Raw genomic sequence first — 26,543 nt, forward strand, 5'->3', positions numbered from 1 at the left:
CTGCTACTCGAACTCCTGCACTGCCTTCACGCGCACCGTGGAGAAGACCCGGGCGCTCGACGGTGAGTCGTCTCCAGGCTCCCTCTCCATGCCCCGGCCTCCCCCCTCTGTGAAGACCTCTAGGCACACGGGAAAGCTGTCGCCTTGCGGGGTCACCGCCCACGTCAGGCGCCCATAGACGCGGTCTCTCACAATGAGCCGGCCAGACAGGGCCGTAGTACCGCCCGGCAGGTCTCCCACCGTCTCTCCCAGGAGAAATTGGGCGGGGCCTTCAGACACCGAGATGATGCGCGGTCGCGAGCGCTCGAAGATCGCTACGTATTTGTCCCCTATTTCGATTCCCCGTGCCTCCATGGCCTTCACCGCTCCAATAGGGCAGGGCTCGGGCGGCGGGGGAGGGCGCAGCTGCGGGCCGGGGCATCCCAGCAGCGCCGTGCAGGCCGCGGTGACCGCCGCACGGGTCAGGACGCTCCGGGCCTTCTTCGCTGGCTTCGAGGAGGGAGTTTCTGGCGTCTGCGTCGTCACGGTGGCTGCGACCTCCTGGTGCGTCGCGGGAAGGGCGACGGCCGCGGCGGTGGCCTCTGGCCCGCTGGGAACCGCGGCCCGGTCAGATTGGGATGACTTGTCAGTGGGCGCTACTTCCTGACGAAGCGTGGCCGTCCCTGGAGATCGCGCCGTCACGAGCAGCAGCGCAGCCACCGCGACCAGCGCCAGGGCCCTCATGATCACCGTCCGCGCCCGGAAGGAGCGCCGTGGCTTCACCCGCGTCGTCGGCGCTTCCGCCTGCGACGGCTCCGCACGCGCACCCCTCCGGGGCCGGTGCCTCGGCAGGTTCAGCCACTTCTCGAAGCTGTCCTGCTGACCCTCCGTCGTCGCGGTGTCCTCGCCGAACGCATCGCACAGCGGCACGTCCCACGCCGCGTCCGCGCCCCGCAGCGCCTCCTCCAGCGCGGCGATGACTGCGAGCGCATCCGGCGTGCGCGCCTCGGGCGTCTTTTCCAGGAGCCCCATGCACACGTCGCTCAACGCTCGTGGCACGCGCTCGTTCTCTTCGCACGGTGGCGCGGGCGTCCGGGTGAGCACGGCCTCGATGAACGCCGCATCGTCCTCGCCATCGAACGGCTTGCGCCCCGTGAGCAGCCAGTAGAGGACGACGCCCAGAGCCCACAGGTCATCCGGCGCGCTCGCCACGTAGCGGGCCCCGGGGCTTCGCGCGTGCTGCCGGAAGTACCGCCACGCTTCGGGCGCACGGTACTCCGGCGTCCCGGGCGGGAGGATGTCCGCCGTCACGTCACGCGCGCCCGCGTAGTCGCCAATCCCGAAGTCCACCAGCTTGGCCAGGCCGTCCGAGGCTCGCACCATGACGTTGGCCTCCTTCACGTCCCGGTGGAGCACCCCCGCTGAGTGCGTCGCGGCCAGCGCCCGCGCCACGTCCAGCAGCACCCGCGCCACCTGCCTCGCGGACGGGTTCTTCTCGTCGGCCCAGACGTCCAACCGGCGTCCGTCCACGTACTCCATGACGATGACCGCGAAGCGCGGCTCACCCGGTGGCCACAACCCGTAGCCCTGAAGTCCCACGACGTGGGGGTGACGCAGCTTCAAGAGGATGGAGACCTCGCGCTCCACCCGCGCCCCGACGCGCGGCAGGTGCAACAGCTTCAGCGCGAAGGACTGTCCCGCGTTGCGTGCGAGATACACCGTGCCGAAGCCGCCCTGTCCCAGCTGGCGCTCTACCGTGTAGCCCAGCACCTCGGCCCCGGGCACCAGGATGGCGGGAGGTGGCCTCACGGTGTGCTCCCTTCAGGTTCCCGTGGCACTCGCATGCCGTCTCCTCCCAGCGGGGGCCCGGGGCGGACATCTCGGATACGCTGCGCGCCCTCCATGAATGAAGAACTCGGCATCACCATTGGCACGGCGGCGCGCGCCGCCCGCGAGCACCTGGGACTGACGCAGGCCGAAGTCGCCGAGCGCATTGGACTGGTGCACCCCGTCTACAGCCGCCTGGAGCGCGGCAAGATGTTGCCCAGCGTCCCGTCCCTCTACCGCCTCTGCCAGGAGCTGCGCGTCTCCCCAGAAACGATGCTGGGTCTGACGCCGGAGGGGACCGTGCGCAAGGGCCGGAAGCCCTCGCCCCGGGAAGACAGCGACGCGCCAGAGTTGCGGCGCCTTCTGCACCTGGCGCGCAAGCTGGACGCGGAGAAGCTGGACGCCCTGCTGCACGTCGCTTCCGTGCTGGCGCGCTGAAGGCGCTACTTCTTCTCCAGGCCCTCCAGTTCGTGTTCCTCCAGTCCCTCCGGGAAGAGGCCGCCCTCGCCAAACTCCACCACGTCCCGGAGCACGCTGCCTTCCGCCAGCAGCCGCGCGGCTTCGTTGGCGGCCTCCTGGCGTCCATAGCCCGGGTGCCGCCTGACGAGCGCCGCGCGAAGGGCGTCACGCAGGTCCGCCGCCGTGGCGAACCGGTCCTCGGGTTCGGAGCGAAGGGCCGCGTGCAGCAGTTGCTTCACGTCCGGCGAGAGCCGCTCCATCGCCGCCTCGATCTCCGCGGGCCCGAAGCGGGCCAGCAGCACCCGCATCTGCGTCAGCGGGAGCGAGGGAAGGACCTCCACCCGCAGCGGGCTCAGGCCGAGGGTTGGCCGGGGCACGTCCTGCACGTCGAAGGGATGCTTGCTGGTGAATAGCTCCACCAGCAGCACGCCCAGGCTGAAGACGTCGGAGCGCGGCGTCAGTGGTAGGCGCTCCAGGTACTCGGGTGAGGCATAGGCCACGTCGCCCCGGACGAGGCTCGCGGGCGATTCCTCGCGTTCAATCACCAGCGAGTAGGCCGCGCCGAAGTTCATGAGCTTCACCTCGCCGTGCGAGCCCACGTAGACGTGGCGGGGGTTCACATCGCGGTGGATGATTCCAAGGGGCTTGCCCGCATCATCCGTCAGCGTGTGCGCATGGTGCAGCGCTTCGGCGAGCTCCGCTCCCACGTAGAGGGCGAAGGCCTCGGAGACGGGCTGGCCGCGCGCCACGCTCGCGCTCACCAGCGTCTCCAGTGAGGGGCCGTCCACGTACTCCATGACCACGTGCAGCGCGTCCCGGTGCACCTTGCGGTGGAACACCTGGGCGATGGCGGGGTGACGGAGGCGGAAGGCCAGCTGGATCTCCTCTCCCAGGCGCGTGCGGCGCAGCGTGGTGGAGGGGTTGGCCAGCCGCCGCACGAAACAGAGTCCAGGCAGGGTGCCCCCGCGCTCCGGATGACGACGGGCGAGCATCAGCACTTCCCCCGTCTGCATCCGCACCAGCTCGCGAATGGCCTCGTAGCGAATGCCATCGATGGTGAAGAGCGGCCGGGGCTGGCCAGGCGTGGGCAGGAAGGCGCCGAGACGCGATGCAGGCCGAAGGAGCACCGACCCGCCGACAGGGGTGGACGTGGACATGACTCCTCGGGGGCCAGGGTTCAGCGCGACGGCGCCATCCGGAGTCTGGGCATGGTGTACCTGAAAAGTCCATATTTGTAGAACCTTAAAGGTAAAGCCCGCGAGTGATGGCCGTGGGATGTCTGGGCTCCATCCACCCCAGCTAGAGCGACGGCGCGAGCAGCACGACGGAGTAGCCCACCGCCGTGCGTGCGCCGGGGTTCTCGTACGAGTGCTTCTGGTCCCCCCGGAAGACGACGACGTCTCCCGCCTCCAGCACGAAGCGCTCGCCGCTGGCCACCAGCGCCAGGGTTCCGGACTCGCAGGCCAGGTACTCGCGCGTGCCGGGGGTGTGGGGCACTCCCGTGATGCGCGCCCTCGCTGGCAGCTCCAGCCGGTCGAACTCCATGCCCGGCAGCGGATCCGGCAGGAGCTTTCTCAGGAACGCCGCGCCCCTCTGTCGCACGGGCAGGCTGTCTCGCCGGTAGTGCCGGGCGCTCGCCTTGGGCCGGGCCAGCAGCTCCTCCAGCGACACCTGCAGCGCCCCCGCCACCCGGTGCAGTACCGACAGCGTCGGGTTCGCCGCGCCTGACTCCAGATGCGCCCAGGTGGCCCGGGGCACGCCCGCCAGCTTCGCCAGCTGCACCTGCGTGGCCCCTCGCGTCTCCCGCAGGGTCCGCAGGTTGCGCGCCAGCCTGCCCGGAAGGTCCTCTTCGCTCATGCGCTGGCATTCTGCCAATGCGTTGTCGTCCCTGCCATCGCCTCGGAGCCCATCCGCTATCCCTGTCCTCAAGGAGGAGCAAAGCCATGGACATGCGGAACCAGGCGGTACTGGTGACAGGCGCGAGCCGGGGACTCGGCCGGGCCCTGATGGAGGCCTTCGCCCGGCGGGGCGCCCGGGTGGTGGGCGTCGCTCGCGACGCGAAGGCGCTGGACGCGGCGGTGGCGCCGCTGAAGGCGCGGGGGCTGGCGGTGCACGGGCTCGCGTTCGACGTAGGCGACAAGCAGGCCATCTACCCGCTGGTGGGCGCGGCCACCGCGCTGGTGGGCCCGGTGGACGTGCTCGTCAACAACGCCAGCACCCTGGGCCCCACGCCGCTCCCGCTCCTGCTGGACACGGCGTGCGAGGACGTGTCGCAGGTGCTGGAGGTCAACCTGCTCGGGCCCTTCCGGCTGACGAAGGCCGTGGCGGGCAGCATGGTCGTCCGGGGCCGAGGGCTCATCCTCAACATCACCTCCGACGCCGCCGTGTCCGCGTATCCCCGCTGGGGCGCCTACAGCGTGTCGAAGGCCGCGCTGGAGCACCTGACGCGCATCTGGGCCTCGGAGTTCGAGGGCAGCGGCGTGCGCCTGCTCACCGTGGACCCCGGGGACATGGACACGCGCATGCACGCCGACGCGCTCCCCGACGCCGACCCCGCGACGCTGGCGAAGCCGGAGGACGTGGCCGCGCGCATCCTCGCGCTCGTGGAGGCCCGCGACACCGCCTCCGGTCAGCGCTTCGAGGTCGCGAAGTGGGAGGCCGCATGAACGCCGCCCGCTGGCCCCGGGACCGTCCCGACACCGCGAGGCTCCTGCACGTCGAGCCCCGCCAGGAACGCTTCACCGACACCGTCGCCTCGGAGTTGCCGCAGTTGCTGCGCGAAGGCGACCTGCTGGTGATGAACGACGCGGCCACGCTGCCCGGCTCGCTCACGGGCCGCACCGGCGCGGGCGCGCCCATCGAGCTGCGATTGCTCTCCCACGAACCGGACGACACCTGGACCGCCGTCCTCTTCGGCGCGGGAGACTGGCGCCGGCGCACCGAGGACCGGCCCCCACCGCCCGAGCTTCCCGTGGGCGCACGCCTGGACGTCGGCGGGCTCGCCGCGCGCGTGGTGGAGGTGCTGCCTCCATCCCCCCGGCTCCTGCGCGTGGCCTTCGACCTGAGCGGCGCGGCGCTCTGGCAGGCGCTCTACACGGCGGGCCGTCCGGTGCAGTACGCGTACACGGCGGGGCCGCTGGCGCTGTGGCACGTGCAGACGCTCTACGCCTCACGGCCATGGGCCGCGGAGATGCCGTCGGCGGGCCTGCCCCTCACCGCGTCCGTGCTCCTGCGAATGAAGGCTCGCGGCGTGCGCTGGGCGTCGCTCACGCACGCGGCGGGGCTCTCCTCCACGGGGGACGCGGCGCTGGACGCCGTCCTGCCCCGGCCCGAGCGTTCCGACATCCCCGAGCGCACCGTGGCGCTGGTGGAGGAGACGCGGGCGAAGGGCGGACGCGTGGTGGCGGTGGGCACCACCGTGGTGCGCGCGCTCGAAGGACGCGCGACGCAGCACGGAGCGCTGGTGCCGGGCGAGGCCGTGACGGACCTGCTGCTCGGGCCCGGCTACGTGCCCCGGGTGGTGCACGGGCTGCTCACCGGCGTGCACGACCCGGGGAGCAGCCACCATGCGCTGCTCCAGGCCTTCGCGCCGCTGCCGCTGTTGCAGCGGGCCTCGGCGCACGCGGAGGGCGCGGGCTACCTGGGGCACGAGTTCGGCGACACGTGCCTCATCCTGGATTCGTGACGCGCGTCACTGGAGCGTGACGCCCGGCTCCAGCTCCACCTTCACCCAGCCCGGCTTGCGCAGGTCGAAGTTGCGGTACGCGTCGATGGCGGAGGCCATGGACTTCACGTGGCTCAGGATGGCCGTGGGGTCTACGGTGCCGGAGCGCACCAGCTCCAGCAGCTTCGGGATGTACTTGCGGTGGTTGCAGTTGCCCATGCGCAGGGTGAGGTTCTTGTTCATCGCCTCGCCAATGGGGAACGCGTTCATCGTCTGCGGATACACGCCGATGATGGACAGCGTGCCGGCCTTGGCCAGCCCCTGCACCGCCCACTGCGCGGCCTGGGACGGCCCGTCGCCGGGCACCCAGTTGTCGCCATCCGGCTTCTGCTTGGGCGCGACCATCTCCACCTCGCGCTTGAACTCGGGCTTCTCCGCCTTGGCCTTCTTGGCGGCCGGGCCGTGGTGCGCGTGCTGCGCGTCCACGCCCACCGCGTCGATGGCGCGGTCCACGCCGATGCCACCGGTGAAGCGCTTGAGCGTCTCCACCGGATCCTCCTCCTCGAAGTTGATGACTTCCGCGCCCTGCGCCTTCGCCAGCGCCAGCCGGTCCTCGTGGCTGTCGATGGCGAAGATGCGGCCCGCGCCCATCAGCTTCGCGCTCACGATGGCGAACAGGCCCACCGGCCCGCAGCCGAACACCGCCACGGTGTCACCGGGTTTGATTTCCGCCATCTCCGCGCCGAAGTAGCCCGTGGGGAAGATGTCGGAGACGAGGATGGCCTGGTCGTCGGTGACGCCGTCGGGCACCTTCACCATGGTGACGGCCGCGAAGGGGATGCGCGCCTTCTCCGCCTGCATGCCGTCGAAGGGGCCCGTCATCGCCGGGCCGCCGAAGAAGGCGGTGCCCGCGTCGGGGCCGTTGGGGTTCGCGTCGTTGCACTGGGCGTAGTAGCCCGCGCGGCAGTAGGAACAATTGCCGCACCCGATGGTGGAGCAGATGACCACGCGGTCACCCACGTTGAAGTTGCGCACGTCCTTGCCCAGTTGCTCGATGATGCCCACGCCCTCGTGGCCGAGGATGGTGCCGGGCTTCATGCCGGGCATGGTGCCGCGGATCATGTGCAGGTCCGTGCCGCAGATGGCGCTGGCGGTCAGCTTGATGATGGCGTCCGTGGGCTCCTTCAGCTTCGGATCCGCGACGTCGTCCAGCCGGATGTCCCCAATGCCGTGGAAAACGACTGCCTTCATGTTCCGCTCCTTGCCCCCGCCAGGGCCTTGAAAGACGTGAAGGCCCACGGCGCTTTTCACGCAAGCGCACGGGACCCATTCGTCTGCACACTGGCCACGGAGGTGGAGCCGGGCAGGACTGGCGCCGTGCTCCCCCACCCGGAGGGCGGGCGGGGAGGCAGCGCTGTGTCGCTAGCGTCCGGTGGAATGGACCTGGAAGGCGAGCCGCTTTCCGAACACCTTGCGGAAGGCGGCGACCTCGCGCTCGGCATTCCACAGCTCCAGGTCGAGGGGCTGGCGGGCGTGCAGGTGCAGCGTCACCGCCTCGCGGCCGTCCGTGACCTTGAAGTCGCGGATGGGCTGGTGGTGGCTGTGGTCCAGCGCGTTCGCCAGGCGCAGCAGCGTGGCCAGCTTGCGCACGCGTCGCGCTTCGGACGGGGTGAGCCCGGCCATGCCGGAGTGGGACAGCTCCGGCTGCGAGCGCCGGTGGTAGCGGGCGACGCGCGCGATGATCTCGCGCTCGCGGTCCGCGAGGCCCGGGATGTCCGCGTTGTGGATGAGGTAGTACGTGTGGCGGTGGTGGCGCTCGTAGCTGACCGCCGTGCCGATGTCGTGCAGCAGCGCGGCGACCTCCAGGTGCGGGCGCACGGACAGGGGCAGCTGGTGCAGCGCGGCCAGGCTGTCGAAGAGGCCCAGGGACAGGCGGGCCACCTGGCGGGCGTGCTTCTCATCGAAGCGGAAGCGCTGGCCCATGACGATGGCCGCGTCCGCGAGGCTGTGGTCCTCACGGGACTCGTCCTGGCGGTAGAGCAGGTCCACCAGGACGCCGTCGCGCAGGCCGCGGTTGACGATGCTGACGGACTCCACGCCCAGGTGGCGCGCGACGCCCTCCAGGATGACGGCGCCGGAGACGATGATGTCCGCGCGGCGCGGGTCGAAGCGCTTGCGGCGGCGCTCCGGCGGCATCTTCGCCAGGGTCTCCACGGTCTGGGTGAGCTGGCGCAAGGTGGCATTGCCTCCGTTGTCCACGGCGGCGAAGCCCACCACGGCACCGATGGTGCCGGACGAGCCCAGCGCCACGCGGGGCAGGGCAGGGAGCTTCTCCGGGAGCGTCTTGTGGAGGGTTTCCTCCACGAAGCTGCGCATCAGCCGCAGCTGCTTGGGCGTCACGGTGCGCGAGGTGTCGAACACCTCCGTGAGGCGCACGGAGCCCAGCGCGAGGCTCCAGAGCTCATCCGGCTTCTCGCCGGTGGCGATGGCGACCTCGGTGCTGCCCCCGCCGATGTCCACGAGGAGCGAGCGGGTGTTGGCGGGCTTGCGGTGCAGCACGCCCAGGCAGATGAGGCGGGCCTCCTCCTTGCCGCTGACGACCTCCAGCTCCAGGCCGGCCTCCTCATGCACGCGGCGCACGATGTCCTGGCGGTTGCGGGCCTCGCGCAGGGCGCTGGTGGCGACGGCGCGCACCTGGGCCTTGTGACGGCGGCAGAGGGCGGCGTAGCGGCGCAGGGTGGACAGCAGGCGGTCAGCCGTCTCCAGGGGCATCTCGCCGGTGGTGAAGACGCCCTCGCCGGGGCGGATGGGGTCGCGCTCCTGGTGGAGGGTTTCGAGCGAGCCCTCGGCGTCCGGGCGGGCCAGCTCCAGGCGCACGGCGTTGGTGCCCACATCGATGGCGGCGAGGACGGGAGGCTGGGACGGGCGGGCAGGAAGGGCCATGGGCTCGCGGGCGGAAACGCCTGGGAGGGGCACGGTCCTTCCGGGCCGTGTCCCTCCTCAGTGGGGGCGGTTCCTAGCGTAGCCGTGTGACAGCCGTGTGGCGTTGGTGAAGATGGGGTTTCAGGAGGGGGCGGCGCCGTACTCATCCAGGACGCCTTCGGCGCGGATGCGGCGGGAGCGGTCCATGAGTTCGCGCCAGTTGGCCTCGTACTGCGCGCGGACGGTCTTCCAGGCGTGGCCGTTGGCGAGGCGCAGGTTCCTCAGGAGGTCTCCGGCGTTCTTCAGGCCGCGCTTGATGAAGTCGAGCTCCTCGCGGGTGAGCAGCGAGTCCTCGGCGGTGGCGCGCTTGCGGGCGGCCTCCCAGCGGTCCACCTGGGCGCCCAGCTCCATCAGCTCGGCCTCGCGTTGACGGCGGTACGCGGCGCGGAGGTCGCTCCAGCGGGTGTCCGCGCGGTCGAGGTGTTCGTGCAGGCGGTGGCGGGCCGTCTCCACGCCGGCCTTGAGGCGGTCCCAGTCGCGCTGGTCGGCGCGGCGGAGCGCCTGGAGCTCGCGGTTGACGTCGTCGTTGAACTGGCGGGCGCCGGTGAGGACGTCGAGCGCGTCCTCGTTGTCGGCGAGCTCCGCCTGGGCTTCGATTTCGCGGAAGCGAGCGGTCGCCTCACGCTGCTCGGCCTCCAGCTTCTGGATGTATGCGTCCCGTTCCGTCATGGCGTCCTCCCAGGCACGTTGGATGGAGGAACCATGGGAACGCGCACGGAGCGGTGCAGGGCGGAGGGGAACAGGAGGCGGAGCGCTCAGTCGAGGAAGCGGCGCTGCCAGCGGCGTGTGCAGTAGAAGAGGTCGGAGTCCTCCACTCCGGACGACTGGTACAGCCAGGGTTCAAGTACGCGCGCGAGCTCCCGGTAGGCCGGCAGTGTCTGTCCTTGTTCGGTGTCACCGGCTTCCGGATAGGGCCCTAGCGTGACGACAGCGCGGTCCGGTCCGAGTGCCTGCACGGTGGTTGCAAGCGAGTGCAGCTTGGAGCGCAGTGCTTCCGTTCCTCCCAGCCCGCTGAGCACTGGAGGGCCCAGGAAGTTCATCCATGCCGGAGCGCGCACACGGCTGCCCAGTTCCCGAGCCACATCTTCCAGGCTGATCACGTCCATGGCCGGATAACGGAAGCTCAGTGCCTTCATCTCGTCCCGGACGACAGATGCCTGGGGCACGCCGTTGAATGAAAGGCCTGCATGGCCTGAGCTGAAGGGAAGTGAACCCACAATCTCAAGCGCCAGCGCTCGAAAACGCTCGGGACCCTGTGCTTCCAGGAACTTCGTCGGGAAGGTCATCAGCAGGGCGCTGACGGAACCCGGCCAGTAGGAGTCTTCGAGCCGTCCCACGTACTGGAACCGGAATCGATGACGCGTCGTGGATTCACCTGGGGCGGAAGACCCCACCATGTGGATCCGACTGCCGAACTCCTCCTGGAGTTCCTGTTGGATGAAATCCCATCCCGCCGCGTCGAGGGACTGCCACTGACCGTCGGGGTCCACATAGAAACTCAGGGACTCCCGTCCAATGGCATGGAGGTAGATGTCGAGAGCCCGTTGGACGTGGGGTTTTAATGTTTCATGTGCCTGCGGCAGGAAGAGGCAGATCTGGAGTCCGTCTCGCACGACAAGCAGCTTCTCGTCGAAGTCTCCGTTCACGTGAAGGCGAATGTGTGGGATTGATTGCGTCATTCGAAGATTCCAAGTCTGGGGACGACGCGAAGAACCTGCCTGGTGCCCAGGCGGAATGCCTGCATATAGCTTTCTTTCTGGGTAGGCCCGCTCAGTGAAGAACCTCCTGAGCGCCAGTCAGGTGGCTCCGAGACGTTCGTACAGGGGAACTTGAAGTCGTAGACCACACTGACTTGTAGCGGATCACCTGTGTGGATGACGAAATCTGGCGTCAGCGTGCCCTTCAGTTCATGCCGGAAACGGGGCTGCTTGAGCAACTGAACCTCTTCTTTGCTGATGAGTGTGCTGGTACCTGTACGCCGGTCGAATCGGTAGGTCGGCTCGATGCTGAAACGGCCCGGCATCATCGAGTCGAACTTCTGCTCGACACACTCCAACGCCACGGCATGCATCTGGCTCCCCAGCCAGATGGCACGACTGACGGACTCACTCTGCGCGTTGTAGACCTGTTCCTTGCACTGCGCGGGCGTCGGGAACTTGCCCTCATGGTAGCGCAGCAGCACCTGTGACCGCGCCAGGTCCGCGCACTCCTTCAGCACGGACTCCACCGACCGCTTCGCGTCCTCGTCCAGCATCGCCCGGGCCCCGGCGACCACCACCGCCACCTCCGCCGCGCGCACTCCCGGGAGCACCGACTCCGGCCCGATGCACAGCGCCGGATGGGTCCGGCAGCTGTTCGATGGCGTGTCGAATCCCCGCTGCTCATACGTGCCCTGCCTGGGCCCGGCGCAGCCGCCCAGCCCCACGCCCAGCACCACCCACAGTCCATGCGTCCAGCGTCGCAGCCCCATGTCCCCATCCTGCCAGTGCACGCTCGGCAGGTAGGCGCCCTGGCGTGAGACAGCGACACCGCGCCTTTCCATCACACCTGTGCGAACCCACCCCGCCACGGCGGGCCCATCGACGCATGAGACGTGAATCGGTAGCCTGCGGTCCCGTGACCGTCGCCGCCGCCGAGAAGAGTGAGAGAATCCGTCACCGCAAGATTGGCGCCTGCCGCGTGCTCGGCGAGCTGGGCCGGGGCGGCATGGCGTTGGTGTACCGCGGCCTGCATGAGCTGCTCCAGCGCGAGGTCGCCATCAAGGAGCTGCTCCCCGAGGGCCAGCGCGACCAGGAGGCCCTGTCCCGCTTCCGCCGCGAGGCCCTCGCGCTCGCCGCCTTCCGCCACCAGAACATCGTCACCCTCTATGACCTGGTGGAGAAGAACGACAGCCTCTTCATGGTCATGGAGTACGTGGACGGCCCCACCCTCCACGGCCTCATCAAGGACGGCCCGCTCCCCCCGGACGTCGCCGCCGTCATCGGCGCGCGCATCGCCAGCGCGCTCGACCACGCGCACTTCCGCCGCATCATCCACCGCGACCTGAAGCCCGCGAACGTCATGCTCACCAAGTCCGGTGAGGTGAAGCTCATGGACTTCGGCATCGCCAAGGACGTCAGCCTCGAAGCCCTCACCCAGCAGGGCATGGCCGTGGGCACGCCGTCGTACATGTCCCCGGAGCAGGTCACCGGCGCGCCCATCGACGCGCGCACGGACATCTTCTCCCTGGGCGTGCTCCTCTATGAGGCCCTCTCCGGCACGCGCCCCTTCGTGGGCAAGACGGCCGGCGAGGTGTTCGCCCGCATCCGCGACGGCAAGTTCATCCCGCTCCAGAAGGCGGCGCCGAACGTGCCGCCCCCGCTCGCGCGCATCGTGAAGCGCGCGCTGTCGGTGAAGCCGGAGGCCCGCTTCCCGGACGCCGCGGCCATGCGCCGCGAGCTGGACCTGTTCCTCGCCCACGAGGTGCGCGTGTCCCATCCCGCGCTGCTCGTGGCCTTCCTGCGCTACCGCGAGAAGCTCACCGAGACGGAGGCCCTGGCCCACCTCACCCAGCAGGAGCTGGGCGTGCTCGACGTGTTCGCCACGAAGAAGCCCGCGCGCACGCCCGGCAAGGGCCGGTGGGTCCTGGCCGCGCTCACCGCGGGCGCGGTCGCGGCCGGCACCGGCCTCTACCTGTCCCAGTCCCAGTGGGCGCCGCTGCTGGAGCAGCTCACCCGCTGAGCGCCTGACGGCCTCAGGCCTTCTTCTTGTCGTGCGTGACGGTGACGATGGTCCCGATGCCGCCGCGCACGAAGAAGTCACCCACCACCGTGAGCTTGCGCGGCTGGATGGCCTTGATGATGTCGTCCGCGATGGTGTTGGTCACCTTCTCGTGGAAGGCGCCCTCGTTGCGGTAGGACCACATGTAGAGCTTCAGGCTCTTGAGCTCCACGCACAGCTGATCCGGCACGTACTTGATGGTGAAGCGCGCGAAGTCAGGCTGGCCGGTGAGCGGGCACAGGCAGGTGAACTCCGGCACGTCGAAGGCGATCTCGTAGTCGCGATCGGCGGCGGGGTTGGGGAACGTCTGGATTTCCTTGGACGGCTTGGAGGACATGCGCTGTCGTGTAGCACACGTTCGGCGCGTGTCACCGCCCTCCAGGATGTCGCCTCCCTGGCTGCCCGGCCCGGGGCTCTCTGTTCGGGTTCCAACGTGCCAGGGCCCTCCAGGACAGGAGAACGCCCGGGGGTGGTTGGCGATCATGCCCGGGGATTCCTATCTCCCTCCGGCGACCCCTGAAGCAAGCGCGTCCCGCCCCGCCCATGCTGCCACCCAACGACGTCGAGGATGTCCTCTCGTGCTTGCCCCAAGCGCTCCTGCGCGTGGGGCCCGACCTCCGCGTCCAGTGGTGCGAGGCCGGCTTCGAGGCCAAGACGGGCGTGCCACTCGCTCCGGGCGGCACCCTGCTGGATGCCCTGGAGCCCGGGCGCAGCCGCGAGGCCCTGGCGCGCGCCATCCGCGATGGCCGGGCGCACTCCGGCCACGTCATCACCCGCGCGCTCCGGCAGGTGCGTGTGCAGGTGAAGCCCACCCACACGAACGGCTCGGCCGGGGCGTGGCTGGTGGTGGAGCCGTCCGGCGTGGACGACGAGGGCGCGTTTTCACAGGCCGTGCGGGAGATTGCCCGCGCGGTGGGTGAGTCCCTGGAGGTGGACCGGGTCTGCTCGGCCGCCGTGGTGTCGCTGGTGCGGTGCGCCCAGGTGCGCCGCGCGGAGGTGTTCCTCTACGAGGAGGACGACGCGACGCTGAAGCGCATGGCGGTGTCGGACCTGGAGGGCCTGGACGCGCCCCAGGACGTGTTCGACCCGTCGGAGGACCCCTACCGGCAGGCCCTGGCGCTGCGCCAGCCGCAGCTGGGCATCCAGCGCGGGTACGGCGACGCGGTGGGCTCGGTGTTCGCGGCGGTGCCGCTGTGCGCGCCGCGCCGAACGGTGGGGCTCTTGCTCATCTACAAGGAGCAGGGCGCGTCGTTCTCCGTGCGCGAGCTGGAGATGTGGAGCGCGGCGGCCAGCCAGCTCGCGGTGGCGGTGGAGAACGCGCGCCTGCTGCGCGAGGCCCAGGCGGCCCTGCGCGTGCGCGAGGAGTTCATGTCCATCGCGTCGCACGAGCTGAAGACGCCGCTCACGCCGCTGAAGCTGGGCCTGTACTCCATGGAGCGCCGCATCGCCGCCGGGCAGCCGGTGGCGCTCGCCAGCGTGCTCAAGTCCAAGCGGCAGGTGGACCGGCTCGCGGGCTTGGTGGAGGACCTGCTGGACGCAAGCCGCCTGGAGCTGGGGCGGCTGGCGCTGGACTCGGCGCCGCTGGAGGTGGGGCAGCTGGTGGCGGAGGTGGTGGACCACTTCCGCCACGCCTTCGAGCGCCCCTTCACGGTGGACGTGCCGCACGACGGCGTCTGGGTGCTGGGCGACAGGGACCGGCTGGAGCAGGTGCTGGTGAACCTGCTGGAGAACGCGCACAAGTACAGCCCCGCGGGGGCGCCCATCTCCGTGAAGGTGGGGCGCACGGCGGAGTCGGCGCGCATCCAGGTGCAGGACCACGGCATCGGGATTCCGGGCGCGGACCAGGCGCTGGTGTTCCAGCGCTTCTACCGGGCGCGCAACGTGTCGCACCGCAACTTCGGCGGGCTGGGGCTGGGGCTGTTCATCAGCCACTCCATCGTGAAGATGCACGGCGGCGCGCTGGCGCTGCGCAGCCGCGAGGGCGAGGGCTCCACGTTCTCGCTGGACCTGCCGCGCATGCCCGCGCACGAGGTGCGCAGGCTGCCCCGGCGCGTGCTGGTGCTGGACGAGGACGTGCACCAGGAGGCCACGGCGGAGCGCACCCTGCGCGCGGAGGGCTTCGAGGTGTTCACCGTGCAGAGCGGCGCGGAGGCCCTGCGCAAGGCGACGCACCTGCCGGTGGACCTCATCGTGCTGTCCACGAGCGCCTCGCAGTCCGCGGTGGGCACGTTCCTGGAGACCTTCGCCACGCTGCCGCGAGCGCGGCCGGTGCCCATCCTGCTGGCGGGAGATGAGCGGCCATGGTGGGCGCAGGAGAGCGCCGCGCTGTGTCCCCGGCACTACCGTCCGGACGAGCTGCTCGCGGGAGTGCGCACCGTGCTGACGCGCGAGAAGCGCCGGACGCTGACGCCGGTGGAGACGGAGCTTCCGCTCGTCACGCCCGCTTGAGGACGCGGTAGTCCGTAGGCTGGATTCCGGATTGAGCCAGGGCCTCGCGGGAGCGGGCGTCCAGGAAGGTGGCCAGCTCCACCTCGCGCTGCGCGGCGTAGCGGGTGGTGACCACTTCGGGCAGGTGGCCTGGGTGACACATCCACTCCGTGACGCCTTCGCCCGGCAGCGCTTTTAGAGCCTCGGAGAAGCGCTCCGGGGTCCAGTACGCCGTCTCTCCGGACTCGCCCACGAAGTGATCATTCGTCGTGACACCCCGTGCCCTCAGCGCGCCGCGCATGGCCGCGTCGATGGAGCGCACCGGCAGGCCCGCGCGCCTCGCGACGCGTGACAGTCCCTCCAACACCTGGGGATGCCGGTGCAGGTGCTTGTGCACGTCCAGGTGCGTGGCGGCCTGGCCCAGCAGCCGCTCCAGTTGCTCCAGTTGCGCGAGCGCCTCCGCCTCCACCACGTCCGCGGGAAGCCCGGCCACCCGTGCGCCATCGAGGCCGCCGTCCACGGTGCGCCACTCGCGCGGGAATCCGTTGGCCACGGGAGCGCCCCGGTCCAGGTTCAGGTGCAACCCGATGGCGAGTCCCCGCGCCTGCCTCGCGGCGTCCTCCGTCCCCGGCGCGTTCACCAGCAGGGTGGCGGAGGAGACGACGCCTTCGCGCAGCGCCTGGAGGATGCCCCGGGTGATGCCCGGGTCGTAGCCCAGGTCATCGGCGTTGATGATGAGGGCGCGGGGCGGCGTGGAGGGCTCCTTCAGGGACGGGGCCGCGCCTGGAAGAAGCGCCACATCTGCAGGGTCGCGTCCAGGTCCGGCGTGCCGTCATTGTAGAGCGTCTGGCCGGGCCACGCGTGCTTGCCGCCGGTGACGGTGCACAGGCTGGCGGTGGCGCTCTCCGGCTGACAGCCCGTATACGCAACACAGGTGCTGTTGCCCTGCTGATACGTCTGCTGCTGCGGGCCGGTGCAGCCGTTGCGCTCGGCGAAGCGGCGCACGGACTCCGGGGCGGAAGGGTAGGGCTTGCCGCCGAGGACGTTGTCGCCGCCGTCGTAGAGGATGGTCTCGTCGGCGCTGCCGTGGAAGTGGAGCACGGGGACGGCCCGCGACGGGCGGCAGTCCGTCACGCCCAGCATGCCCGCCACGGGCGCGATGGCCGCGATGCGCTGGGCGCGCTCACAGGCCAGCCGGTAGGAGAAGAAGCCGCCGTTGGAGAAGCCGTTGGCGAAGACGCGGCGCGGATCCGTGCACACGCGGGTGTCCAGGTCCGCGAGCAGCGCGTCCACGAAGCCCACGTCGTCCACGTTGCCAAGCTGCGCCGGGCCACAGCAGGCCTCGCCGTTCCAGCCGCGCGTGTCCGGTTCGCCCCGGCCGTAGACCTCCGGGAAGTTGAGGCCGCGCGGGTACACCGCGATGAAGCCCTCCGCGTCCGCCAGCGCGGAGAAGCCGGTCAGTTGCTCCTGTTCCTGCTCGGTGGAGCCGAAGCCGTGGAAGCTGAGGACGACGGGCGTGGGCTTCGTGGCGTCGTAGCCGGTGGGGACGTGGACGCGGAAGGCGCGGGTGCGGCCGCCGTGCTCGAGGGTCCAGTCGTAGGTGCCGGGCGTCACGGTGAGGCCGGAGCAGGCCGAGCGGTCCGCGGGGGCCACGTCGCCGGAGGGCGTGTCCGGCAGCTCCGTCCCGGCATCGGTCGAGGGGTCGTTGCTGTCGTCCGTGGAGCCACACGCGGTGGCGGTCAGCAGCAGGCTGGACGCGGCGAGGGCGAGGAGGCGAAGGCGCATATGGGCGGGAAGCTAGTTCCCCGCGCCGCACTCCGCCGCGAGCGCCTGCGCCCGGTCCGGGAACTTTTCCGCCAGCGTACGTTTCACCTCGGCCACCCGGGCGGCGTCGCCCTCGTGGACGTGGAGTTGGCAACGCGCGGTGAGGGCGCGCGGGTCGTCCGGGGCCAGACGCTCGGCCTCGCGGTACTCGCGCTCGGCGCCGCGAAGGTCGCCTTGCCGGAAGAGGACGGCCCCCAGGTAGGAGTGGGCCACCGCGAGCGAGGGCGCCTTGCGCTGCGCGCGCTTGAGCAGGGCGGCGGCGTCGTCCAGCTTCTCCTGGCGGAAGCGCACGAAGCCCAGCTCCGCCAGGGACTCGGCGTCGTCGTGCTGGCGCGTCCAGGCGGACAGCACGGTGGCGGCCTCGTCCAGCCGGCCCCCTTGCGACAGGAGCTGTCCGTAGCGGGGGGCCACCTGGGCGGAGCCCGGCGCCTGCGCGTACGCCTTCGCGAGCGCGGTCAGCGCGCCCGGCACGTCGCCCTGGCGGGCTCGCAGTTCGGCCAGGGCCAGCGGCACGCGGACGTCCTTGGGGGCCAGGGCAGTGGCCTCGTCGATGGCGCGTTCCGCGCGCTTGCCCATGCGCAGCTCCGTGGCGGCGCGCGCGGCGAGCAGGTGCGCCTCCGCCTCCTTCGGGAAGCGCGACGTGTAGGCCTCCGCCAGGGACAGGGCCTGCGAGTGGGCGCCCGCGTTCAACAGCAGCGTGCCCGCGCGGCCCAGTTCCTTGGCCGTGGCGCGCACGTCCTTGGCCAGCCCGTCCAGCGCGGACACCTTCGCGTCCACGGTCGTGGCGGCTTCGGCGGCGGCGATCCGCGCGGGAGGCAGCACGTCCGGACGCCGCAGGAACCACGTGGCCCCCGCGCCCGCTCCACCCAGCACGAGCACGCCCGCGACGATGGCCAGGGCCCGGCGCGACCGTGGCGCCCCGGCTTGAGCACCCTTCACCGCGCCACGGGGGGCCTTGGCCTGGGCGTCAGCTGGGACGGCGGCGTTGCCCGAGGGCCCGTCGTTGGATCCGCCGGAAGCCACGGGCCGGGCACGCAGCGACACGGTCTGGGTACCCACGGGCGGAAGGGGACGGGCAGGGGACAGACCGGCGCTGACCGGAGGCGGCACGGGCCAGGCGGGAACGCCCTGCACCCCGAACGGCGGCAGCAGGTCTCCACCGGGCGCACCCTCCGAGCCCGAGTTGGACGGATCCGCGAGCCTCGCCTGCCGCAGCGCCAGCCGCTTGGGGTCGCTGTCCGGCGGGAACAGCGCATCCAGGTACGCGGCCACCTGCGCCGGCGAGGCGACCTCCGCGGGGCCGCCCAGCATCTCGATGGCGGCGATGAACGTCTGCAGGCTGTCGAAGCGCGCCTCCGGGTCCTTCGCGAGCGCCATGAGGCACACCGCCTCCAGCGCCTGCGGCACCGACGGGTCGAACGCGGTGGGCGGCTTCGGCCGTCCCTCCGAGATGCGCGTGAGCACCTCGTCGGTGGACATGCCGGTGAAGGGCCGGCGGCCACACAACTGCTCGTAGAGCATCACCCCCGCGGCGAACAGGTCCGCGCGGTGGTCCACGCTGCGGCCGGCGATCATCTCCGGCGACATGTAGAAGAACTTCCCCTTCAGCGTCCCGGGCTCCGTCCCCGCTCCCAGCGCGTCCGCCTTCGCGATGCCGAAGTCGATGACCTTCACCGCGCCGTTCACGCCGACGTGGATGTTGTCCGGCGTGAAGTCGCGGTGGACGATGCGCAGCGGCCGTCCCGCCTCGTCCACGGCGCGGTGCGCGGCGTCCAGCCCGCGGCACGCGTCCACCAGCACGCGCAGGGTGATGCCCAGGGGCACGCGCTGGCCGCGCTCGGCGGCCTCCTGCCGCACCTCCGCGAACGAGCGTCCCTCCAGGAGCTCCATGGCGATGAAGGGCTCTCCGCCCTCCATGCCCAGCTCCAGGATGGACACCACATGCGGGTGGCGCACCTGCGCGGTGATGCGCGCCTCGTTGAGGAACATCTGCACGATGCGCCGGTCCGCGACCAGGTGCGGCATCAACCGCTTCACCGCCACGGCCGGGCCGCGCTGCCCATCCGGGGTGATGGCGCGCGCCAGATACACCTCCGCCATGCCGCCCGTCGCGATGCGCGCGCTCAAGCGGTATCGGCCTGCCCACGAAACGCCGGATTCCGACACCAAGGTGGCCGCAGTCTACGGGCCCGGGCCCCCGGCGCCCAACGTCCTGACGGGCCGCCTGCCTGCCTGTCCCCGTCTGTCGTACAGGGCACGCCGGGCATGCCCACCGTATTGGACCGGCCGGGACGACCGGTGTGGGTGCAGGGATGTGTGGACCCGATGACGGCGGACGGGGCGGGAGTGCTAACCTCCCCGGCCTCAAGCGTGACCCCTAAGGGGAGGGGGCCGCCTTCACGAACCTCGCGACCCGTCGCGGATGCAGGGAGGGATGTTGGGCACCGTCCTCAAGGGTGGTTTCGTCGTCGAACTGGAGCCCGCGTCCGTGGAGCGGGTGGACCTGCGCATCGAGGGTGAGCGCATCGTGGCGCGGGGCGAGGACCTGGCGCCCGGCCCCGACGACGAGGTGGTCGCGCTGTCCGGCAAGCTCGTCTTCCCGGGGCTCGTCAACGCCCACCACCGGCTCGCGAGCGTGCTGGCGCGCGGCCTGGTCGGCCCGACGCCGACGTCCTACCAGGCCCTGCTGGAGCAGGTGCGCTGGCCCTTCGAGAACGCGCTGGACCTGGACGCGGTGCAGGTCGCCGCCACGGCGGGCGGCCTGGAGTCCATCCAGTGCGGCACCACCACCCTGTTTGATTTGCACGCCTCGCCCAAGGCGGTGACGGGCTCGCTCCTGCGCTCGGCGCGCGGCCTCCATGAGGTGGGCGTGCGGGGCGTGCTGTCCTACGCGGTGACGGACCGCATGGGCGCGGTGGGCCGCGAGGAGGGCCTGGAGGAGACGGTCAGCTTCGCGCGCAAGGCCCGGGGCCGCTTCCGCGGACAGGTGGGCGCGGGCCCCTGCTTCACGCTGGGCGACGACGCGCTCCAGGGCCTGGGCGAAGCGCTCAACACCACCGGCACCGGGCTGCACTTCCCGCTCGCGGAGGATCCGCTGGACGAGCGGCTGTCCACCGAGCGTCACGGCAACCCGCCCGTGACGCGGCTGCTCACCAGCAACCTGCTGTCCCCCCGCGCCATGGCGGCGCACGCGGGCCACCTGGCGTGGGCGGACCTGGCGCAGGTGCTGGCCACGGGGACGTGGCTGTTGCACACGCCGCGCTCCAACCAGGGCCTGGAGGTGGGCTACGCGCCCGCGCTGAAGTTCGGGGCACGCGCGTCGCTGGGCACGGACGGCACGTCGCCGGACATGTTCGCGGAGGCGCAGGCGGCGTATCTGCGCTCGCGCGAGGCGGGCCAGACCATCGACGTGCTGCGCTACCTGGCCAATGGCCACCGGCTGGCGTCGCAGGTGTTCGAGGCGGCCATCGGCCCCATGCGCGAGGGCGCGCTCGCGGACCTGCTGGTGCTGGACTACCTGTCGCCCACGCCGCTGACGGCGGAGACGCTGGCGTGGCACGTGGTGCACGGGCTGGGCAGCCGCCACGTGGAGGCGGTGATGGTGGACGGCGTGTGGCGCGTCTGGGCGCGCAGGCCGCTGTCGGTGAACCCCACCGTGGTGGCCGAGCAGTCCCGCGAGGCTGCCGCCGCCGTGTGGGCGCGCATGGCGTCGTCGTAGGGCGGAGAGCTTGTCGCGGTGTCCGGGGCCCGTTAAGTCCCGGGCATGCTCAACTCCCTGCTCGTCGTCGGATGGCTCAGCGCAGCGATTCCCCAGGTGGGGGAAACCGCCCCGGACTTCACGGTGAAGGACACCACGGGGACGACCTACACGCTGTCGGAGATGGTGAAGAAGGGGCCCGTCATCGTGGCCTTCTTCCCCAAGGCGTTCACTGGCGGCTGCACGAAGGAGCTGACCGCCTACCGTGACCGCTACAAGGACGTCGAGCAGGCGCAGGGCCAGGTCCTGGCCTTCTCCACGGACGACGCGGAGACGCTGACGCGCTTCAAGACGGAGCTGAAGGCGCCGTTCGCGTTCATCCCGGACCCCGACGGCAAGATCGTGGGTGCGTACGACGTGAAGATGCCGGTACTGACGGTGTCCAAGCGCTACACGTTCGTCGTGGGCGAGGACCGCAAGATTCTCAAGGTGGACGAGGGCAAGGACGCCATCGACGTCTCGGGCGCCATCGCCGCGTGTCCCCTGCGCAAGGGCGCCGCCGCGAAGCCCTCCGCGGCACCGGCGGGCAACACGCCCCCCATCAAGGCCGAGCCCGCGACGAAGTAGCGGTGACCTGGCCGAGCCCCCTGGCTTCCAGGGCAGGGGCGCGTCCACTCGAGGACGTCCTCGTGGTCCGCGCGGGCTGATCGCGGACCGTGCCGTTGAGGAGTTCACGCGGCCCGGCGCACGGCTGCTTGTCCGCCCGAAGCGGGCCGCGATAGCCCTGGGCCTGCCGCGCGCGGGAGTTCCTCCATCCGCCGGGCTGTGGGCGTGGAGGCCCGAGTGGATGGACATCGTCTTCCTGGGCCCCGCGTGCCGGCCTGGCGCCGAATCGCCAGCGGGCACGGCTTCGAGTCAGCTCGCACAGGCGCTCCGGCGGCGAGGACACGCGGTCCTCCTGCTGGAGCGCGAGGCGCCCTGCTCGCGGCCCGAAGTATCACCCACTGCCGCGACGTATCAGGACCTGGCGGACCTCCACGCGCGCTTCCATTCGCGGGTGCGCCGCGCGGACCTGGTGCTGGTGGACGCGGACGTGCCGCAGGTCGCGGACGTGAGTCGCTGGGCCACGAACACGGCGGGCGGGCTCACCGTCTTCTGGGACCGGGACACGCCCCGCACGCTGGAGCGGCACGCCGTGCGTGAAGACCCGGGCGGCATGACGCCGGAGCTGTTCGCGGGCTACCGGCTCTATCTCTGCTCCAGCGGTGGCCCGGTGCCACGCCAACTGGAGCGCGAGTGGGGCGTGGCCCGTGCGCGCATGTTCCTCCCCGGTGTGGACGCGGAGCATTTCGTGCCCGGAAGCGGCAGGACGCGCTGGGACCTGGGGCACCTGGGGCCGCTGCCGGCGGAGCGGCGAGGGCTCCTGAATCAATGGCTGCTCGGCGCCGCGCACGGCTGGCCGGAGGGGCGCTTCGTCCTCGCGGGGACGTTGTCCGCGGTGGATGACGCCTGTCCCGCCAACGTGGTGAGGCAGGCGGCCCCGTCGCCAGGGGAACACGCGGGCTTCCTCGGTGCGCAGCGCTTCACGTTGGCGCTCTCCCAGGCGGAGCACACGCCAGGCGCGAATCTGTTCGAGGCCGCGGCCAGCGGGGCGGCGCTGATCTGCGATCCCTGGCCGGGCCTGGAAGACGTCTTCGCGCTGGGCGAAGAGGTGATGGTCGCCCGCACGGAGCGGGACGTGCTCCGCTACTTGCAAGCGATGCCGGAAGCGGACCGGCGCCAGCTGGGCATGCGAGCCCGGGCCCGGGTCCTGGCCGAACACACCGTGGCCCACCGCGCCGAGCAACTGGAGCAATACGCGAACGAAGCAGACCGGGGAGCCACGTGGAGGGCCCCAGTGCGCTCGCTGAACTGAGCGGCACGGGGCCGGGACGACGACCGCACCGCGACGCGTCACATCCAGGCCAGGCCTGCTCCCCCGAGGCCGCGTCCCGCGCGAACCTGTCCGACAGTCGGACCAGTTGGGACAGCCGCCAATGCTGGACGGGAGCCCCTTCCACCCGGGCTGCGGAAACTGGTCCGACAGTCGGACCAGTTGAGACAGCTACCGATGCTGGAGGGGCGCCCTTCCACCCGCGCCGCGGAAACTGGTCCGACAGTCGGACCAGTTGGGACAGCCGCCAATGCTGGACGGGAGCCCCTTCCACCCGGGCCGCGGAAACCTGTCCGACAGTCGGACAGGTTTGGCGCATCCCGTCGGCCGGGAGGTGGACGGCACTTCCGGCCGGGCCTACTCCTGCTCCGGGGCCTTCACCATCTCCCGGGGCGGGAACACGAACTGCGCGGCCCCGGCCACGAGCGGTGAGGCGTCGCGCTGGAACTCGGCGAGCATCGCCAGCCGCTCCTCCGTCCAGCCACGTCCGTCCGCCGCGTCGCGCACCAGGCAGTGCAGGGCCACGCGCCGCGCCTCCGGGCTGGGGCTCCGCGCCAAACGCCCACCCACCTCCTCCATCATATCCACCGGCAGGTTCGACACCGCCACCTGGGCCGCCATCAGCGCGTCCGCGTGGAGCCATCCCTCCTGGCCCATCGTTTCCAGGTGGCTGGCGAAAGCCTCGGGCTCCAGGGCCACCGCCGCGCAGCGCACGCGCAGCGTCGCCAGGCACGGGTCCTTCGTGAGCAGCCCGCCCGTCACCAGTCCATGGACGGCCTGCAGGGGCACGGGCCGCATCCGCTCCCGGGGCTGGAGCAGCGCGTCCAGCGCCACGCTCAGCGCGCGCCGGTCCGGCGCCACCGCCTCCAGCATCCGCTCGAACAACGTCGCGTCGTGCTCATCGGTCCGGTACACCAGCGCCCCCATCGCCGCGCGCACCTCGTCGTCATAGGGCGAGGCCAGCCGCGCGCCGCAGGCGGAGAGGAACACCCGCTCCCGGTCCTTCACCTGGAGCCACGCCGCGCGCCGCAGCAGGTCGATGCGCGCATCCGGCTCCGGCCGCGCCAGCACCTTCGCCAGCAGCGAGGACAGCCGCGCGTCCAGTCCTTCCGTCAGCCGGTCCGGCGGGATGTCCCCCACTCGCGACGCCATGATGGCGTCCTCGCCCGTGACGGCGCGCTCGAACACCGCCCACGTGGGCTCGCGGTCCAGGTGGTCCCACAGCGCGCGCAGGAGCGCGATGCGCACGTCGCGGTGCAGGGGCAGCGCGTCCAGCTCCAGCAGCCGCGCGTAGCCCGCGTCCGAGCGCAGCTCGCCCAACAGGCGTACCACCTCCTTGGCCACCGTGACCTTCGTCAGCGGCACCTCCGCCAGCAGCGACAGCACCCGCGTGACGGGCATGCCGTTGAACGCGCGGCGCAGGCCGTAGATGGCGATGCGCGCGCGCGCGTCCTCCAGGGCCCCCAGCAGCGTGGGCACGCCCTGGCCCTGATCGCACCGTGCCATCACCCGCAGGGCCCGCTCCTGCACCGCGGGCCGCTTGTCGTTCGCCAGTGCCAGGAGCGCATCCATCGGCGCCCAGTCCAGCACCGCCATCCGCGTCACCGCCGCCAGCAGCGTGGGCGTGTCCCGCTCCAGGTCCTCGCACAGCCGCGCGAGCGCGCGCGAGTATGCCTGGTTCTGCTCCACGTTCCACCGGAAGAACCCCGAGTCGAACGGCAACAGCCAGTGCGTCGCCCCCGTGGCGAACTGCCCGGTGATGACCGGCGCGTGGAGGTACGGCCCCAGCAGGTCCTGCCGACGCCGGTGCAGGTACTCGCGCACCACCGGGATGGCGACGGCGCTCTCGTCCCGCTTGAGCAGCGCGGGCAGCATCCGGTCGAAGTCCTTCACCGCGCGGGAGCGCAGCACCCACAGCGCGCCCCCGGACGGCTTGCCCAGCCGCAGCGCCACGCGCTCCAGCTCGTCCACCAGCTCCCGGTGCAGGGGCAGGCCGCGCTTCTCGGCCACCGCCAGCGCCACCACCTCCTCGTCCCAGCCCCGGTCCCGCCAGCGCCGCAGGGCGCCCGCGAGCGTCGCCTCGAAGCGCGTCCGGTCCTCCTTCGCCAGCCACGCCGTCAGCGCCAGCGCCAGCCGGTTGTCGGGCGTGACGTCGCGCACGGAGACGAGCCAGTCCGACAGGCCGGGCACCAGCGCCGCGCGCTTGCCCAGGCTCGCCGCGAGCTGGAGCAGGGGACCGCCGCGCTCTCGCTCCGCCCACACCTTCGCCAGCGTCAGGAGGTACGGCGCGGCCCGGCGCACCTCGTCGTCCGTCAACCGGTGACCCAGCCCCGCGTCCTGGATGCGCCCGCGCTCCTTGAGGAAGGTGCCCAGCCACTGCGCGCCCCATGCCGGGTCCGCGCCGAAGGCCCGCACCAGGAGCCGTTCCGCCGCCTGCGCCGTGGCCATCGACAGGTCCGCGGCGTCCAGCGCGTCGCGCAGCATCCGGCCCAGGGCCTCGGTGTGCTCGGCGCGCCACATCCGCCGGGGCCACGCGGCCAGCGCCTGCAGCATCACCCCGCGCACCGGGTCCTGTTCGTTCTTCCGGGCCAGCACCAGCGCCAGCGCGGGCGCCACCCACGCGGGCTCGTCCGGGCGCAGGCCGGGCAGCGCCAGCAGGGCGCCCAGGCCCGCGCCGCGCATGGCCGCGTCCGGATGCCCCAGCGCGCCCCGGAGCGTCCCCAGCGCCTCGTCCCAGGGCAGGAAGCGCGCGTAGGAGATTCGCGCCTCGGCGCGGGTGCCTAGCGCCACCACCTCGTTCAGGTGCCGGCGCGCCTCGCGCTCGCGCAGGTCCGCCGGCAGGTGCCGCAGGTACTCCAGCGCGATGACGCCGTCACGGTTGCGCGCCCCCACGGTCCAGCGCGCGTAGACGCTCTCGCGCAGGGCCGCGTCCCCGATGCGCGCGATGAGCGGCGTGCCCCAGGCGGGCGCGCGTTCCACGGACGTGGCCCAGGCCTCGGTGAGCGTCGGGTGCAGCGCCTCCGGCAGCTCCTTCAGCACGTCCTCCGCGCGGCCCAGCAGCGTCGGGTCTCGCTGGACGATCCACGTCAGGGACTCGGCATCCAGCGACGCCAGGGACTTCGCGAACAGCAGGTGGGGGAGGAAGGCCGGGGGACGCTGGCGCACGAGCGCCACCAGGCGCAGGGGCCGCCGCCGCGCCAGCGTCCGCATGGCGTGCTCGTCCGGCGGGATGCCCCGCTCCAGCAGCACGGCCAGCAGCTTCTCCGCGAGGTCGGGCGCCAGCTCCGCCAGCCACGGCAGGCCCCACCCCATGTTCTGCCGCGTGACGGGGTCGGGCTCTCCCTGCACCGCGCGCAGTTGCTCCAGCAGCACCTCGCCCAGCACCGACGGCGCGTGCCGGGCCAGCCGCGCCCAGAACCGGAAGCTGGGCCGCTCCAGTGCTCGCGCCAGGTGCCGGCGCAGGACGGCTTCGGAGGCCATCGGCAGCGTGTCCGCGAAGGTGGCGTGCTCGCCGCGCTCCGCCAGCCCGTCCACGAATGCGTCGATGACGGCGTGCCGCTTGCGCTTGCGCAATTGGTGGATGACGGTCTGCTCGCGGCGCATCCCGTGCGCCATGCGCAACGCCTCCAGCGCCTGGGCGTCGTCACAGGCCACGGACACCAGCTCGAATGCCAGCGCGCGCACGCGGAAGGATTCATCCGCGGTGGCCTTCAGCACCGCCGCGCCGTCGCGCCGCGTGAACTGGGCCGCCAGGGCCAGCCGCCGCTCGAAGGCGTTCCCCCGAGCCAGCGCGTCCAGCAGCGCCTGCGCCTCCGGATCCGTCCGGGCCTTGCGTCCCAGGTCCACCATGCGCCGCACCCGGGCGTCATGGAAAGTGGAGGACAGCTCGGCGCGCAGGGCGGACAGGGCGGGTTCGGACATGGCGCCCAAGGATGCCTGCTCCCCTCGTTTCCTGACAGACCCGGCCCCCCGAGCGGCCCCCTTCCGCCCGG

General features: G+C 71.6%; 21 protein-coding genes. 8 read left to right on the forward strand and 13 right to left on the reverse strand.

The features are described 5' to 3' along the window. Positions 1–3: 3 nt before the first annotated feature. Positions 4–1,788, reverse strand: coding sequence for a protein kinase domain-containing protein (locus JYK02_RS37020; protein WP_207057671.1), 1,785 nt, complete (start codon positions 1,786–1,788; stop codon positions 4–6). A gap of 93 nt (positions 1,789–1,881) precedes the next feature. On the opposite strand from JYK02_RS37020, the gene JYK02_RS37025 reads away from it, so the two are divergent. Further along, entirely contained in the window at positions 1,882–2,244 is a 363-nt protein-coding gene (locus tag JYK02_RS37025; protein WP_207057672.1) for a helix-turn-helix domain-containing protein, read from the forward strand. Positions 2,245–2,249: 5 nt separating this feature from the next. Here the strand turns inward: JYK02_RS37025 and JYK02_RS37030 are convergent, their stop codons facing one another. Further along, positions 2,250–3,422 carry a serine/threonine-protein kinase gene (locus tag JYK02_RS37030; RefSeq protein ID WP_207057673.1) on the reverse strand — a complete coding sequence of 391 codons (1,173 nt, stop codon included), beginning with the start codon at positions 3,420–3,422 and terminating at the stop codon, positions 2,250–2,252. A 142-nt stretch (positions 3,423–3,564) separates the two neighbouring features. Then, complete coding sequence (locus JYK02_RS37035) at positions 3,565–4,122, reverse strand: helix-turn-helix domain-containing protein (protein WP_120525222.1); 558 nt, start codon at positions 4,120–4,122, stop codon at positions 3,565–3,567. Between the two features lie 86 nt (positions 4,123–4,208). Here JYK02_RS37035 and JYK02_RS37040 point away from each other — a divergent pair, with 86 nt between their 5' ends. Beyond that, positions 4,209–4,931 (forward strand): SDR family NAD(P)-dependent oxidoreductase, encoded by a 723-nt coding sequence (locus JYK02_RS37040; protein ID WP_207057674.1) that lies wholly within the window; start codon positions 4,209–4,211, stop codon positions 4,929–4,931. Beyond that, positions 4,928–5,950: an S-adenosylmethionine:tRNA ribosyltransferase-isomerase gene (locus JYK02_RS37045; protein WP_207057675.1), complete on the forward strand. Its 1,023-nt coding sequence runs from the start codon at positions 4,928–4,930 to the stop codon at positions 5,948–5,950. The genes JYK02_RS37040 and JYK02_RS37045 overlap by 4 nt, the downstream gene beginning before the upstream one ends. Before the next feature lie 6 nt (positions 5,951–5,956). On the opposite strand, the gene JYK02_RS37050 is transcribed toward JYK02_RS37045, so the two are convergent. The 5 genes from JYK02_RS37050 to JYK02_RS37070 form a co-directional block, all read right to left on the reverse strand. After that, positions 5,957–7,180: a zinc-dependent alcohol dehydrogenase gene (locus tag JYK02_RS37050; RefSeq protein WP_207057676.1), complete on the reverse strand. Its 1,224-nt coding sequence runs from the start codon at positions 7,178–7,180 to the stop codon at positions 5,957–5,959. A gap of 171 nt (positions 7,181–7,351) precedes the next feature. Further along, a complete protein-coding gene (locus JYK02_RS37055; RefSeq protein WP_207057677.1) occupies positions 7,352–8,872 on the reverse strand; it encodes a Ppx/GppA phosphatase family protein in 1,521 nt (506 codons plus the stop codon). 120 nt (positions 8,873–8,992) lie between these two features. Next, on the reverse strand, positions 8,993–9,580 hold the full coding sequence (locus JYK02_RS37060) for a hypothetical protein (protein WP_207057678.1): 588 nt from the start codon (positions 9,578–9,580) through the stop codon (positions 8,993–8,995). Between the two features lie 86 nt (positions 9,581–9,666). Then, positions 9,667–10,590: a DUF3396 domain-containing protein gene (locus tag JYK02_RS37065; protein WP_207057679.1), complete on the reverse strand. Its 924-nt coding sequence runs from the start codon at positions 10,588–10,590 to the stop codon at positions 9,667–9,669. Further along, the gene (locus JYK02_RS37070) at positions 10,587–11,381 is read right to left on the reverse strand and encodes a hypothetical protein (RefSeq protein WP_207057680.1); all 795 of its coding nucleotides are present in this window, start codon (positions 11,379–11,381) and stop codon (positions 10,587–10,589) included. The genes JYK02_RS37065 and JYK02_RS37070 overlap by 4 nt, the downstream gene beginning before the upstream one ends. Positions 11,382–11,617: 236 nt before the next feature. Here JYK02_RS37070 and JYK02_RS37075 point away from each other — a divergent pair, with 236 nt between their 5' ends. Further along, positions 11,618–12,631 (forward strand): serine/threonine-protein kinase, encoded by a 1,014-nt coding sequence (locus JYK02_RS37075; protein ID WP_242589653.1) that lies wholly within the window; start codon positions 11,618–11,620, stop codon positions 12,629–12,631. A gap of 13 nt (positions 12,632–12,644) precedes the next feature. Here JYK02_RS37075 and queF read toward each other — a convergent pair whose 3' ends face one another. Beyond that, complete coding sequence (queF, locus tag JYK02_RS37080; RefSeq protein WP_207057682.1) at positions 12,645–13,007, reverse strand: preQ(1) synthase; 363 nt, start codon at positions 13,005–13,007, stop codon at positions 12,645–12,647. A 206-nt stretch (positions 13,008–13,213) separates the two neighbouring features. On the opposite strand from queF, the gene JYK02_RS37085 reads away from it, so the two are divergent. After that, a complete protein-coding gene (locus JYK02_RS37085; protein ID WP_207057683.1) occupies positions 13,214–15,118 on the forward strand; it encodes an ATP-binding protein in 1,905 nt (634 codons plus the stop codon). Here JYK02_RS37085 and JYK02_RS37090 read toward each other — a convergent pair. From JYK02_RS37090 to JYK02_RS37100, 3 genes are read right to left on the reverse strand one after another with little or no spacing between them, the layout of a single operon-like run. Continuing rightward, positions 15,105–15,896: a carbohydrate deacetylase gene (locus tag JYK02_RS37090; protein WP_347402674.1), complete on the reverse strand. Its 792-nt coding sequence runs from the start codon at positions 15,894–15,896 to the stop codon at positions 15,105–15,107. The genes JYK02_RS37085 and JYK02_RS37090 overlap by 14 nt on opposite strands. After that, positions 15,863–16,882 carry an extracellular catalytic domain type 1 short-chain-length polyhydroxyalkanoate depolymerase gene (locus tag JYK02_RS37095; RefSeq protein WP_207057684.1) on the reverse strand — a complete coding sequence of 340 codons (1,020 nt, stop codon included), beginning with the start codon at positions 16,880–16,882 and terminating at the stop codon, positions 15,863–15,865. Before JYK02_RS37095 ends, JYK02_RS37090 begins: the two co-directional genes overlap by 34 nt. A gap of 12 nt (positions 16,883–16,894) precedes the next feature. Next, positions 16,895–19,021 (reverse strand): serine/threonine-protein kinase, encoded by a 2,127-nt coding sequence (locus JYK02_RS37100; protein WP_207058316.1) that lies wholly within the window; start codon positions 19,019–19,021, stop codon positions 16,895–16,897. Positions 19,022–19,358: 337 nt separating this feature from the next. On the opposite strand from JYK02_RS37100, the gene JYK02_RS37105 reads away from it, so the two are divergent. The 3 genes from JYK02_RS37105 to JYK02_RS37115 all read left to right on the forward strand — a co-directional run bounded on the left by JYK02_RS37105 (position 19,359) and on the right by JYK02_RS37115 (position 22,533). After that, positions 19,359–20,639 carry an amidohydrolase family protein gene (locus JYK02_RS37105; protein ID WP_207058325.1) on the forward strand — a complete coding sequence of 427 codons (1,281 nt, stop codon included), beginning with the start codon at positions 19,359–19,361 and terminating at the stop codon, positions 20,637–20,639. 45 nt (positions 20,640–20,684) lie between these two features. Further along, the gene (locus JYK02_RS37110; protein WP_207057685.1) at positions 20,685–21,245 is read left to right on the forward strand and encodes a peroxiredoxin; all 561 of its coding nucleotides are present in this window, start codon (positions 20,685–20,687) and stop codon (positions 21,243–21,245) included. A gap of 220 nt (positions 21,246–21,465) precedes the next feature. After that, positions 21,466–22,533, forward strand: a complete 1,068-nt coding sequence (locus tag JYK02_RS37115; RefSeq protein WP_207057686.1) for a CgeB family protein — start codon at positions 21,466–21,468, stop codon at positions 22,531–22,533. 375 nt (positions 22,534–22,908) lie between these two features. On the opposite strand, the gene JYK02_RS37120 is transcribed toward JYK02_RS37115, so the two are convergent. Next, positions 22,909–26,472 (reverse strand): hypothetical protein, encoded by a 3,564-nt coding sequence (locus tag JYK02_RS37120; RefSeq protein WP_207057687.1) that lies wholly within the window; start codon positions 26,470–26,472, stop codon positions 22,909–22,911. Positions 26,473–26,543 lie beyond the last annotated feature (71 nt).

Origin of the sequence: Corallococcus macrosporus, assembly GCF_017302985.1 — a bacterium.
GTDB lineage: Bacteria > Myxococcota > Myxococcia > Myxococcales > Myxococcaceae > Corallococcus > Corallococcus macrosporus_A.

Bases quoted from the DNA above. Each gene is read 5' to 3' on its own strand.
- JYK02_RS37110 (WP_207057685.1), top strand. From the start codon at position 20,685: ATGCTCAACTCCCTGCTCGTCGTCGGATGGCTCAGCGCAGCGATTCCC.
- JYK02_RS37025 (WP_207057672.1), top strand. From the start codon at position 1,882: ATGAATGAAGAACTCGGCATCACCATTGGCACGGCGGCGCGCGCCGCC.
- JYK02_RS37045 (WP_207057675.1), top strand. From the start codon at position 4,928: ATGAACGCCGCCCGCTGGCCCCGGGACCGTCCCGACACCGCGAGGCTC.
- JYK02_RS37060 (WP_207057678.1), bottom strand. From the start codon at position 9,580: ATGACGGAACGGGACGCATACATCCAGAAGCTGGAGGCCGAGCAGCGT.
- JYK02_RS37030 (WP_207057673.1), bottom strand. From the start codon at position 3,422: ATGTCCACGTCCACCCCTGTCGGCGGGTCGGTGCTCCTTCGGCCTGCA.
- JYK02_RS37085 (WP_207057683.1), top strand. From the start codon at position 13,214: ATGCTGCCACCCAACGACGTCGAGGATGTCCTCTCGTGCTTGCCCCAA.
- JYK02_RS37055 (WP_207057677.1), bottom strand. From the start codon at position 8,872: ATGGCCCTTCCTGCCCGCCCGTCCCAGCCTCCCGTCCTCGCCGCCATC.
- JYK02_RS37095 (WP_207057684.1), bottom strand. From the start codon at position 16,882: ATGCGCCTTCGCCTCCTCGCCCTCGCCGCGTCCAGCCTGCTGCTGACC.
- queF (WP_207057682.1), bottom strand. From the start codon at position 13,007: ATGTCCTCCAAGCCGTCCAAGGAAATCCAGACGTTCCCCAACCCCGCC.
- JYK02_RS37100 (WP_207058316.1), bottom strand. From the start codon at position 19,021: ATGGCGGAGGTGTATCTGGCGCGCGCCATCACCCCGGATGGGCAGCGC.
- JYK02_RS37040 (WP_207057674.1), top strand. From the start codon at position 4,209: ATGGACATGCGGAACCAGGCGGTACTGGTGACAGGCGCGAGCCGGGGA.
- JYK02_RS37120 (WP_207057687.1), bottom strand. From the start codon at position 26,472: ATGTCCGAACCCGCCCTGTCCGCCCTGCGCGCCGAGCTGTCCTCCACT.
- JYK02_RS37065 (WP_207057679.1), bottom strand. From the start codon at position 10,590: ATGACGCAATCAATCCCACACATTCGCCTTCACGTGAACGGAGACTTC.
- JYK02_RS37035 (WP_120525222.1), bottom strand. From the start codon at position 4,122: ATGAGCGAAGAGGACCTTCCGGGCAGGCTGGCGCGCAACCTGCGGACC.
- JYK02_RS37070 (WP_207057680.1), bottom strand. From the start codon at position 11,381: ATGGGGCTGCGACGCTGGACGCATGGACTGTGGGTGGTGCTGGGCGTG.
- JYK02_RS37115 (WP_207057686.1), top strand. From the start codon at position 21,466: ATGGACATCGTCTTCCTGGGCCCCGCGTGCCGGCCTGGCGCCGAATCG.
- JYK02_RS37050 (WP_207057676.1), bottom strand. From the start codon at position 7,180: ATGAAGGCAGTCGTTTTCCACGGCATTGGGGACATCCGGCTGGACGAC.
- JYK02_RS37075 (WP_242589653.1), top strand. From the start codon at position 11,618: ATGGCGTTGGTGTACCGCGGCCTGCATGAGCTGCTCCAGCGCGAGGTC.